This is a genomic window from Rhizobium sp. BK379, assembly GCF_014193955.1.
Classification (GTDB): Bacteria; Pseudomonadota; Alphaproteobacteria; order Rhizobiales; family Rhizobiaceae; genus Rhizobium.
The window spans coordinates 232,458-244,232 of record NZ_JACIAD010000005.1; the positions used below are offsets into that span (position 1 = coordinate 232,458).

Sequence of the window (11,775 nt, forward strand, 5' to 3'; positions counted from 1 at the left end):
ATTTATTTCAGTTGATTAGTTCATTTTGTGAACTTATTGTCAGTGTGAGATCACGGGCGACAGGATCAGGATTTTTATGTTCAATTCATCGCAGCGCGAGCTTCTGCGGGTCATAAGTGAGTCCGGTCCCCTCAGCCGGACCGATCTTGCCTCTGCGATCGGGCTCAGCAAAGCGGCGATGAGCGGCATTGCCCGCGAGCTCATTGATCGCGGCGTTCTGCACGAGACGGAAACCGTCTACGGTCAGGGCCGGCCCTCCGTGCTGCTCGACCTGAAACCGGAATGCGCGTTCTTCATCGGCATTTCGCTTCTGGAAGATCCGGCCCCGATGATCCTCAGCGATCTTAACGGCAACATCATCGCCCGTCAGCAGCTGCCCTACTCCCGGGATCCCAAGGTCATTGCCAACGCGATCGCCTATGGCTTGCCGGAAATCCTCAGGGCCCATCCTCAGGCAAGCTCGAAACTGGCCGGCATCGGTGTGGCGCTATCGGGCTTCGTCGATGAAAGGCAGGCAACCTGCGTGCAGTCGACCCTGCTCGGCTGGCAGGATGTGCCGCTTGCCGAAATCATCCGCCACGCAAGCGGCGTCGATACCTTTATCGAGAACGATGCCAAGGCTGTTGCCGTCAGCGAAAAGCTCTTCGGCATTGCTCGCGACACCCCGAATTTCTCGGTCGTGTCGCTCGGAGACGGCATCGGCTGCGCCCACGTCATCGACGGCAGGCTTTATCGCGGCAATCATGGCGGTGCGGGCGAAATCGCTCATGCGACGATCGAGCCCGGCGGCGCCCCCTGCCGCTGCGGCAAGCGCGGCTGCCTGGATACGATCGCCTCCATGAAGGCGATCAAGGAGATGGCGCGGGCCGCCGGCCTGAAATGCACGTCACTCTCCGATCTGGAAGCGGAAGCTTCGCTCGGCACAGCCGAGGCGATCTCCATCATCCACAAGGCCGGCGCAGCCCTCGGCCTTGCTATCTCGCACCTGATCCAGATGAACGACCCGGGCATGATCCTGGTGACCCATGTCGACGGCTCGTTCGACGGCCTGTTCGGCACGGTCGTGCAGCAGGCGATCGAAGCCAATGTTCTTCCGCGTTATGCAGGTCAGACCCCGATCCGCACCCGTCGCGTGGATAGCGACGTCTGGTCGCGCGGCGCAGCCAGCATTGCCGCTCACAATTTTCTGATTGGTCCCAATATAAGCTGAGGTTTCCCATGCGCATCGCTGTCGGTGGCATTCACATCGAATGCAGCACGTACAACCCCGTCCTGAACCAAGAGGCAGACTTCCGGGTGGTACGCGGCGAGGACCTGCTGGCAGCCCCCTATTTTGCCTTTCTGAAGGATTACGAGGCTGAATTCCTGCCGACGATCCATGCCCGCGCCATTGCCGGCGGCCCTGTCGCCCGTCACACCTACGAAGCCTTCAAGGCTGAATTCCTGGAGCGCTTGAAGCCGCTCCTGCCGCTCGACGGACTCTATCTGGCAATGCATGGCGCCATGTATGTCGAAGGCATGGAAGATGCGGAAGGCGACTGGATCAGCGCAGCCCGTGCGCTCGTTGGCGATGATTGTACGGTCTCGGCAAGTTACGACCTGCATGGCAATGTTACCCAGCGCATCATCGACGCGCTCGACATGTATTCCACCTACCGCACTGCGCCGCATATCGATGTCGAAGAAACGATGCGCCGCTCTGTCGCCATGCTGGTCAAGAGCCTGAAGACGGGCGAAAAACCCACCCTGCTATGGGCGCCAATCCCGGTCGTCCTGCCGGGTGAACGCACCAGCACCGTCGATCGACCGGCAAAGAGCCTTTATGCCGAACTGCCCGGCATCGATGCGCTCGACGGCGTCTGGGATGCCTCGCTGATGGTCGGCTATGTCTGGGCCGACGAGCCGCGGGCCACGGCTGCCGCCATCATGACCGGCACGGACCGCGCGATACTGGAGCGCGAGGCAAAACGTCTGGCAAAGGCTTATTGGGATGTGCGCGAAGAATTCGTCTTCGGCTGCGAAACCGGTTCGGTCGAGGAATGCGTCGCCAAGGCGATCACCAGCCCGACCGGCCCCGTCGTGCTCGCCGAATCCGGAGACAATCCGACCGGCGGCGGCGTCGGCGACCGAGCGGACGTACTGGCCGAGCTGATCGCAAGAGGCGCCACCGGTGTGGTTTTTGCCGGCATCGCCGACAAGGCAGCAACGGAGAGATGTTATGCGGCGGGTATCGGCACGACGCTGGAGCTGACTGTCGGCGCTTCGCTCGATGCCAAAGACAGCAAGCCGGTGACGGGACAGTTCACGGTGAAGTTCCTGCACGAGACCACCGACGCTACCGACCGCCAGGCTGTCGTCTCCATCGGCGGCATCGATCTGGTCCTCTCGGCCAAGCGCCGCCCCTACCACAATATCGTCGATTTCACCCGCCTCGGGCTCGATCCGCGCACGGCAAGTATCGTTGTCGTCAAGTCAGGCTACCTGTCGCCGGAAATCGCGCCGATTGCCAATCCGAGCCTCATGGCACTGTCCCCCGGCGTTGTCGATCAGTTCGTCGAGCGACTTCCGCGCCTGCGCAAAGCGCACCCGACCTATCCTTTCGACAAGGATTTCAGCTTCGACCCGCAGGCCTTCCTTTCCGCGCGCTCCACGAACCGCTGAACCACGACAAGCGAACCAATTGATTTTTGGTATCGGGGCTTGCTCAGCATCCAGCACGCAGGAAAACGTGCATCCACTCCTTATGTCTGCTCTAAATCTGCGCGATGCGATCAAAAAACGTGCAGGTATTTATCTGCACAAAAAAGCGCTTGACGATGCAATGGATTTGGTTTGCATTGAACCAATATCAAATTGGTTCAGACAGCCATGGACGAAGCACAAGGCAATTCGAACTATGCGCTGGAGAAGCTGAGGGCTCTCCTGCAGTCGGATAGTCTCGATGCCGATGGCAAGCTGCCAACCGAACGTACGCTCTCCGAAATCCTCGGGGTCAGCCGCCGCTCCATCCGCCGTGCACTGGAAGTACTGGAAGCCGAAGGCCGCATCTGGCGCCGGCAAGGCTCCGGCACCTTTGCCGGCAAGCGGCCGGATGGCTGGAGCAACCATGTCGATTCCATCATCGCCGACACCGATCTCATGGAGATCATGGAAGTGCGCTTGCGCGTCGAGCCGCAGCTCGCGCAGCTTGCCGCCATACGCGCCAAGGCAGCCGATATGGAGCGCATGTATGATCTGGTGAAAAAGATCTACGAAAGCACGGATGCCGACGGCCGCGAACTCTGGGACGGCGCGCTGCATCGCCAGATTGCCCAATGCGCCGGCAACTCATTCTTTCTCACGATCTTCGACGTCATCAACCGCGTGCGCCAGGACGAAGCCTGGCAGGCGATCCGCGAGCGCGCCCGCAGCGCCAGCCGGACGCGCGAAGTCACCCATGGCCAGCACACGGCCATCGTCGACGCTATCGCCGCGCGTGACCCAGGAAAGGCCGGCGAAGCCATGCGCCAACACCTGCTGACGCTGCAGGAAAGCCTCGTCCGCATCACCTCTCTCGACCATGGCGAATTGGTGGCCGAGAAGGAGCCCAGCTGAGCGGAGAAATCGGCACGGCAGAGATAACCGCCGGCTCGACACGACAGACGTGAAACAAAAAACATAAAAGAGGAGAATGGAATGAAACTCGCCAAATTGCTGACGACCGCCGCAGCAGCAGCGCTTTTTGCGCTTCCCGCTTTCGCGGTCGAACTGAAGATCGGCCTCCAGGACGACGCCGACGTGCTCGATCCCGCACAGTCGCGCACCTTCGTCGGTCGCATCGTCTATACCGCGATGTGCGACAAGCTCGTTGACGTCTCGCCGGACCTGAAGATCGTGCCGCAGCTCGCAACCGAATGGAACTGGTCGGCTGACGGCAAGGAGCTCACAATGAAGCTCCGCCAGGGCGTGAAGTTCCAGGACGAAACGCCCTTTAACGCCGAAGCCGTCGTCGCCACCATCGAGCGCAACATGACCCTGCCGGAATCGCGTCGCAAGAGCGAGTTGAGCTCCGTGCAGAAGGTCGAGGCGTCAGGCGAATATGAAGTCAAGTTCACGCTGAAGAGCCCAGATGTCACCTTGCTCGCCCAGCTTTCTGACCGCGCGGGCATGATCGTCTCGCCGAAGGCTGCAAAGGAACTCGGCGCAAAGTTCGGCGACCATCCTGTTTGCGCCGGCCCGTTCAAATTTGTCGAACGTGTCCAACAGGACCGTATCGTGCTCGAGAAGTTCCAGGACTACTGGAACAAGGACAATGTCTTCATCGACAAGCTGACCTATCTGCCGATCCCGGATTCGACCGTACGCCTGGCCAACCTGCGCTCGGGCGATCTCGACATGATCGAACGCCTGGCCGCCACCGACGCCGAGACGGTCAAGAGCGACGCGAACCTCGTTTACAAGGATGTTGTCAACACCGGCTGGCTCGGCATCTATGCCAATGTCGGCAATGGCGCGCGTGCAGACAATCCGATCGGCAAGGACAAGCGCCTGCGCCAGGCCTTCTCGCTGGCAATCGATCGTGAAGCCGCCATGCAGATCGTTTTCGAAGGCACGGGCGTTGCCGGTAACCAGCCTTTCCCGCCGAGCAGCCCCTGGTTCGACAAGGATGTCCCGGTACCCGCTCGTGACGTCGAAAAGGCGAAGGCCCTTGTCAAGGCTGCAGGCTTCGACCGTGTGCCGGTCGAAATGCAGGTTCCGAACAGCCCGGTCACGATGCAGATGATGCAGATCATCCAGTCGATGGTTGCCGAAGCCGGTTTCGATGTCAGCCTGAAAGCGACGGAATTTGCGACCCTGCTCAATGAGCAGACCGCCGGCAACTACCAGCTCAGCCGCTCGGACTGGTCCGGCCGCGTCGATCCGGATGGCAATATCCAGCAGTTCGTCACCTGCGGCGCGGGCCTGAACGACAGCAAATATTGCAACGCTGACGTCGACAAGCTTCTGACCGAAGCGCGCCAGTCCACGGATGACTCCGTGCGCAAGCAGAAATACGATGCCGCGACCGCAATCCTCAACGACGATTTGCCGATCATCTTCATTGGCCACCAGTCCTGGATCTGGGCGCTGCACAAGAACATCACCGGCTTCGTTGCTTCTCCCGACGGCATGATCCGCCTCGTCGGTGTGAAGAAGGAAGGCTGACAGCCACACGCGTCAGGTACGCGGCACCCCTCGCCGCGTACCGCTGATGGTATCGGAGCGCCTATGTACAGGTTCATCGCCAAGCGGCTGCTGGTCGCCATTCCAACTTTGCTGATCATTTCGGTCTTCGTCTTCTCCCTGCAGAAACTTCTGCCGGGCGACCCGGTTCTGGCCATGGCCGGCGAAGAGCGCGATCCGCAGGTGCTGGAATTCCTGAGGGAAAAATATCATCTTAACGACCCTGTTCCCTATCAGTATTTCTACTGGCTGGGCTCCGCGCTTCAGGGCGATCTCGGCATATCGCTGCGTACCAACCAGCCGGTTCTCGAGCTCGTGGCCGAGAAACTGCCGGTCACCATTCAGCTCGCGATCATGTCGATGATCTTCGCCTTCGTGATCGGCGTGCCGATGGGCATTCTGGCAGCCGTCAAGAAGAACACGATCATCGATTATCTCGCCAACATCATCGCTCTCTCAGGGCTGTCGATCCCGAATTTCTGGCTCGGCATCATGCTGATCCTGCTCATCTCGGTGAACCTCGGCTGGCTTCCGGCTTCGGGCTACGAGCCCTTCTTCTCCAACCCGTTGCGCTCGATCGAAACCATGATCATGCCCTCCTTCGTGCTCGGCAATGCGCTCGCCGCCACCTTGATGCGCCACACCCGTTCGGCCATGCTGAGCGTCCTGAGCGCCGACTATATCCGCACGGCCCGCGCCAAGGGGCTGCCGGAGAGTTCGGTGGTGCTGGAGCATAGTTTTCGCAATGCCGTATTGCCGATCGTAACGCTCAGCGCCCTGCTCTTCGGCGAGTTGCTCGCTGGTGCGGTTCTCACCGAGCAGATCTTCACCATTCCCGGTTTCGGCAAGCTTATTGTCGATGCCGTCTTCAATCGCGATTACGCCGTCGTCCAGGGCGTCGTCATCTGCACGGCGATCGGCTTCATTCTGATGAACCTCGTGGCTGACATCCTCTACGTTCTCCTCAATCCGCGCATGAGGGCTTCGCTATGACCGCCATCGATCAAGTCGCGGCCACACCCGTTGTCTCGACCGAGCAACGCTCGCCAAGCCGCGCTTGGCGCAAGCTCAAGGCCAACAAAGGCGCGCTCGTCGGCCTCGCCATCATCGCCTTCTTCGCCATCCTTGCCATCATCGCGCCACTCCTGCCGCTCCCCGACCCGAATGCGACAAGCTGGTCGACGATCCGCAAGGCCCCGTCGGCCGCCCACTGGCTCGGCACGGACGACATCGGTCGCGACATCCTCTCCCGCATGATCTGGGGCGCGCAGGCCTCGCTGATGGCGGGCGTCTTTTCCGTGGCGATCGCCGTCCTCATCGGCGTACCCTTTGGCCTGATCTCAGGCTATTTCGGCGGCTGGATCGACATGATCATCTCCCGAATCACCGAGGCCTTTCTGGCAATGCCTTTCCTGATCACCGCGATTGCGCTCGCGGCCTTTCTCGGCCCAAGCCTGAGCAATGCGATGATCGCGATCGGCCTTTCGGCCATGCCGATCTTCGTGCGCTTAACGCGCGGGCAGGTGCTGGCGGTCAAGACCGAGGAATATATCGAAGGTGCGCGGTCCATCGGTCTGCGTCACTCCAGCATCATCACCCGCTACATCCTGCCAAATGTCTTCGCGCCGATCCTCGTACAGGCGACGTTGACGATCGCAACCGCGATCATCGCCGAAGCCAGTCTCTCCTTCCTCGGCCTCGGCCAGCAGCCACCGGCACCAAGCTGGGGCTCGATGCTGAACGTTGCCAAGAACTTCCTGAGCCAGGCACCGTGGATGGCGATGTGGCCAGGCATTGCCATCTTCCTCGTCGTTATCGGTTTTAATCTCTTGGGCGACGGCCTGCGCGATGCGCTCGATCCGCGCGAAGCATGACCTTTCGAAAGGACATATGAAATGACCGTATTCACGACCCGCCCCGAAATTCTGGGCACATTCGGCGTCGTTACCTCAACGCACTGGATCGCTTCCGCCGTTGGCATGAGCATCCTGGAAAAGGGCGGCAACGCCTTCGATGCGGCGGTTGCTACCGGCTTCACATTGCAGATCCTGGAGCCGCATCTCGTCGGCCCGGGCGGCGACATGCCGGCGATCATCTATTCCAAGAAAAAGGACAGGGTCGAGGTTATCTGTGCCCAAGGTCCTGCGCCCGCCGGCGCCACTATCGAACACTATACGTCCGAGGGCCTGAAACTGATCCCAGGCGACGGCCTGCTGGCAACTGTCATTCCCGGCTCCTTCGATGGCTGGATGCTGATGCTACGCGATTACGGCCGGCTGAGCGTGCGTGACGTTCTGGAACCGGCGATCTATTACGCCGAAAACGGCCATCCGCTGCTGCCGCGCGTCTCCGCAACCATCAAGGGTCTTGCCGAATTCTTTGAAAAAGAATGGCCGACCTCCTACGAAACCTGGGTGCCCGGCGGTTCCGTTCCCGAACCCAATTCCAACTTCAAGAACCCGGTTCTGGCCGAGACCTGGAAGCGCATCATTTCCGAGGCCGAAGCCAAGCAGGGTCGCGAGGCCCAGATCGAAGCCGCCCGCGACGCCTTCTACCGCGGTTTCGTCGCCGAAAAGATCGCAAACTACTTGAAGACCGCCGAAGTGATGGATGCGAGCGGCAACAGCCACAAGGCGGTGCTGACGGCCGACGACATGGCGAATTGGTCGGCAACGATCGAGGAACCGCAGACCTACGACTATCACGGCTGGACGGTTGCCAAGATCGGCCCCTGGGGCCAGGGTCCGGTCTTCCTGCAGACCCTGTCGATCCTCAAGGGCATGGACATCGCCGCAATGGCGCCTGATGGAGCCGACTTCGTCCATACCGTGACCGAAGCCATGAAACTCGCCTTCGCCGATCGAGAGATCTACTATGGTGATCCCAAATTCGCCGAGGTGCCGGTCGATCAGCTTCTATCGGACACCTACGCCGCCGCCCGCCGCAAACTCATCACAGACGAGGCCTCCTTCGACCTGCGTCCCGGGAAGCTGCCCGGCTTCGAGCAGCAATACGATGTGACGATGGACATGCTCGGCGCCGATTCCAAGACCGGCGCCGTCTACGAGCCGACCATGGCGCACCTGAGGGAAAAGCGCGGCGACACTGTTCATATCGACGTCATCGACCGCGAAGGCAACATGGTGTCTGTCACGCCCTCGGGCGGCTGGCTGCAGTCCTCGCCGATCATCCCGGGTCTTGGCTTCTGCCTGAATTCGCGCGCCCAGATGTTCTGGCTGAAGCCAGGCCTGCCGACATCGCTCGCTCCCGGCAAACGCCCGCGCACGACACTGACGCCCTCACTTGCCCTCTACGAAGGCCGGCCGACACTCGCCTTCGGCACCCCCGGCGGCGACCAGCAGGAACAGTGGCAGCTTTCCTTCTTCCTGCGTTATGTCCACCACAAGATGAACCTGCAGGCGGCGATCGACCAGCCGCTCTTCCACACATCGCATTTCCCTGGCTCCTTCTATCCGCGCACACGTGAGCCGGGCGGTCTGATGGTGGAAGGCAATTTCAGCGCCGATGTGCTCGAGAACCTGCGCGCCCGCGGCCACGCGCTCACAGTCTCCGACCCCTGGAGTATCGGCCGCCTGACCGCCGCGCGCCGCGATGCAGATGGACTGCTGCGTGCCGCTGCAACGCCACGCCTCATGCAGGCCTATGCGATCGGGAGATAGACATGACATGGTCCATCGTCGCCCGTGATCCCGGCACAGGCTATCTCGGCATTGCCGTCGCTACCCGCTTCTTTGCTGTCGGCGGCCTGGTGCCGCATATCCGCGGCGCTATCGGCGCGGTCGCCACCCAGGCCTTCGTCAGCCCGCTCTACGGCACCGACGGGCTCGTCATGCTTGCCGGGGGCAAGGCGCCAGATGAGATCATCGCCGAACTGACCGGCCGTGACGCCGGCCGCGATCAGCGTCAGCTTCATCTGATCGATGCCCAGGGCCGCAACGCGGCCTTCACCGGCGCCAAATGCATCGATTGGGCCGGTCACCTGGTCGACGATAATGTTTCCGTCGCCGGCAATATGCTGGCAGGTCCTCAAGTCGTCGTAGAGACGCTTGCTACCTACAAGAAGGCAATGGACAAGCCCTTTATCGAGCGCCTGCTGGAATCCATGCAGGCCGGCGAGGATGCCGGTGGCGACAAGCGTGGCAAACAGTCTGCCGCCCTCCTCGTCCACCGTGATCAGGATTATCCCTGGCTCAGCATCAGGGCAGACGATCATCCCGATCCGCTCGCGGAATTGCGCCGGCTCTATGCAGTAGCGCAGGAACGCTACATGCACGTTGCCGAGACGATGGCGACGAAGACCAATCCCAATGGAATGATCGACAGGCGCGAGATCGATGAAAAGATCGCGGCGCTCGAAGCCGCGCGCATTGCGGAAGGACGGCCGTCAGCCTCACTTGCCACGCCTTTGAAGACCTGAAGCATCTCCGGCAAAGAACCTGTCTCCGGCACAAAAAGAACACGGGAACGATATGAGTGATCAGCCTGCAGCATCCGTCTCTCCGGTCCTTTCCGTCCGGAACCTGACAACTTCCTTTCTCTCCGATGGCGAATGGAGATCGGTTGTTCGTAATGTCTCCTTCGATGTCATGCCGGGGGAAACGGTCGCCATCGTCGGAGAGAGCGGTTCCGGCAAAAGCGTCACCTCGCTTTCCATCATGCGCCTGCTCGCCAAGGGCTCAAGCCGCGTCGAAGGCAGCATCACGTTGACCGGCCGCGATGTCCTCTCCCTCTCTGATCGGGAGATGCGGGCCGTGCGCGGCAAGGATGCCGCGATGATCTTTCAGGAGCCGATGACCAGCCTGAACCCGATCTTCACCATCGGCCGGCAGATTTCCGAAGCGCTGACATGCCATGGTGATATCAGCAAAGCCGACGCGCGCGCCGAAACAATCCGACTTCTCGAGAAGGTACGCATTCCCAATGCCGCATCCCGTTTCGACGAATATCCTCACCAGTTTTCAGGTGGCATGCGCCAGCGCGTCATGATCGCCATGGCGCTCGCCTCCCGGCCCAAGCTGTTGATTGCCGACGAGCCAACCACCGCGCTCGACGTCACCATCCAGGGCCAGATCCTCGATCTCATCAAAGTGCTGCAGGAAGAAGAGGGCATGTCCGTTCTCTTCATCACCCATGACATGGGTGTGGTCGCCGAGATCGCCGACCGCACCATCGTCATGTATCGCGGCGAAGCCGTCGAAACCGGCACGACGGACGATATCTTCAATCGCGGCAAACACCCCTATACGCGTGCCCTGCTCTCCGCCGTGCCGCGCCTGGGCTCGATGGATGGCCGCAAATGGCCGCTGCGTTTCCCCGTCGTCGACACGATGACCGGCGAACGATGCGATCCGGTGGAAGTCGCCGAAACCGTCGATCGCCGAAAGACGCCGATCCTCGAAGTGAAGAACCTCGTCACCCGCTTCGATATTCGCGGCGGTCTCTTCGGCCGCAGAACCGGCGCCATCCATGCTGTTGAGGACGTCTCCTTCGAACTCTTTCAGGGCGAGACCCTGTCGCTCGTCGGCGAATCCGGTTGCGGCAAATCCACGACGGGCCGCTCGATCACCCGTCTGGTGCAACCAAATGCAGGCTCCGTCAGCCTTGATGGCTATGATGTCCTGAACCTCGATGCGGTCAGCCTGCGCAATATGCGCCGCAGCATCCAGATGATCTTCCAGGACCCCTTCGCGAGCCTCAATCCGCGCATGACGATCGGTGCCGCTGTCGCCGAGCCCTTCACCGAACACGGGCTTGGCACCCGCGCCCAGGCCCGTGAAAAGGCTGCCGACCTGCTCGAACGTGTTGGCCTGAAGCCTGACATGATGAAGCGCTACCCGCACGAGTTTTCGGGCGGCCAGCGCCAGCGCATCTGCATCGCCCGCGCCCTTGCCCTCGACCCGAAGGTGATCGTCGCCGACGAGAGCGTGTCGGCACTCGATGTTTCCATCAAGGCGCAGGTGTGCAATCTCCTGATGGATCTGCAGCAGAGTCTGAACCTCGCCTTCCTCTTCATCTCTCACGACATGGCGGTGGTCGAACGAGTCAGTCATCGCGTCGCGGTCATGTATCTCGGCGAGATCGTCGAGATCGGTCCGCGCGAAGAGCTCTTCCGCAATCCCCAGCATCCCTATACCAGGAAGCTGATGGCGGCTGTGCCCGTGCCGGATCCTGCTCGCCGCGGGATCCGCCGCAACCTCGGCACCGACGAATTGAAAAGCCCGGTCCGCCCTGTGGGTTATATTCCGCCCAAGCGTCAATATCGCGAGGTCGCTGCGGGCCATCTGGTGCGCCTGGAGCAAGCCGCTTGAGCTAGTCCGGGAGGTTTAGGCGACGGCCAAAGCGCGCAAGTATTGCAGGAACTGGATAGCATCCGAGGGGGTGCGGTTAATCCATTTTGCTGCATCGCTTATATTATTTATTCCAGATATTATTTCACTGACGATTATTAACGCCAACTGCGGCCGTTTGTGATCTCTTATCCCTGCGAATCAAAAAGGTTTGATTTGCATGGGGACAGCCACCATGTTGAAGCATGGGGCGATCAAACAGTTG

9 protein-coding genes are annotated in these 11,775 nt (G+C 60.9%); all 9 read left to right on the forward strand.

The genetic code is table 11. From position 1 onward, the window contains the following. Positions 1-76 precede the first annotated feature (76 nt). The 9 genes from FHT93_RS22870 (at position 77) to FHT93_RS22910 (ending at position 11,531) form a co-directional block, all read left to right on the forward strand. On the forward strand, positions 77-1,210 hold the full coding sequence (locus FHT93_RS22870; RefSeq protein ID WP_113013329.1) for an ROK family transcriptional regulator: 1,134 nt from the start codon (positions 77-79) through the stop codon (positions 1,208-1,210). A gap of 8 nt (positions 1,211-1,218) precedes the next feature. Continuing rightward, entirely contained in the window at positions 1,219-2,661 is a 1,443-nt protein-coding gene (locus FHT93_RS22875; protein WP_113013330.1) for a M81 family metallopeptidase, read from the forward strand. Positions 2,662-2,868: 207 nt separating this feature from the next. Beyond that, positions 2,869-3,594 carry a FadR/GntR family transcriptional regulator gene (locus tag FHT93_RS22880; RefSeq protein ID WP_183849587.1) on the forward strand — a complete coding sequence of 242 codons (726 nt, stop codon included), beginning with the start codon at positions 2,869-2,871 and terminating at the stop codon, positions 3,592-3,594. An 81-nt stretch (positions 3,595-3,675) separates the two neighbouring features. After that, entirely contained in the window at positions 3,676-5,184 is a 1,509-nt protein-coding gene (locus FHT93_RS22885) for an ABC transporter substrate-binding protein (protein ID WP_113013332.1), read from the forward strand. Positions 5,185-5,247: 63 nt separating this feature from the next. After that, a complete protein-coding gene (locus tag FHT93_RS22890) occupies positions 5,248-6,195 on the forward strand; it encodes an ABC transporter permease (RefSeq protein WP_112545694.1) in 948 nt (315 codons plus the stop codon). Then, positions 6,192-7,076, forward strand: coding sequence for an ABC transporter permease (locus FHT93_RS22895; protein WP_112545695.1), 885 nt, complete (start codon positions 6,192-6,194; stop codon positions 7,074-7,076). The genes FHT93_RS22890 and FHT93_RS22895 overlap by 4 nt, the downstream gene beginning before the upstream one ends. Positions 7,077-7,097: 21 nt before the next feature. After that, the gene (locus FHT93_RS22900) at positions 7,098-8,882 is read left to right on the forward strand and encodes a gamma-glutamyltransferase family protein (protein ID WP_183849589.1); all 1,785 of its coding nucleotides are present in this window, start codon (positions 7,098-7,100) and stop codon (positions 8,880-8,882) included. A gap of 2 nt (positions 8,883-8,884) precedes the next feature. After that, a complete protein-coding gene (locus FHT93_RS22905) occupies positions 8,885-9,640 on the forward strand; it encodes a DUF1028 domain-containing protein (protein WP_183849591.1) in 756 nt (251 codons plus the stop codon). Positions 9,641-9,692: 52 nt separating this feature from the next. Then, positions 9,693-11,531 (forward strand): ABC transporter ATP-binding protein, encoded by a 1,839-nt coding sequence (locus tag FHT93_RS22910; RefSeq protein ID WP_183849593.1) that lies wholly within the window; start codon positions 9,693-9,695, stop codon positions 11,529-11,531. Positions 11,532-11,775: the final 244 nt, after the last annotated feature.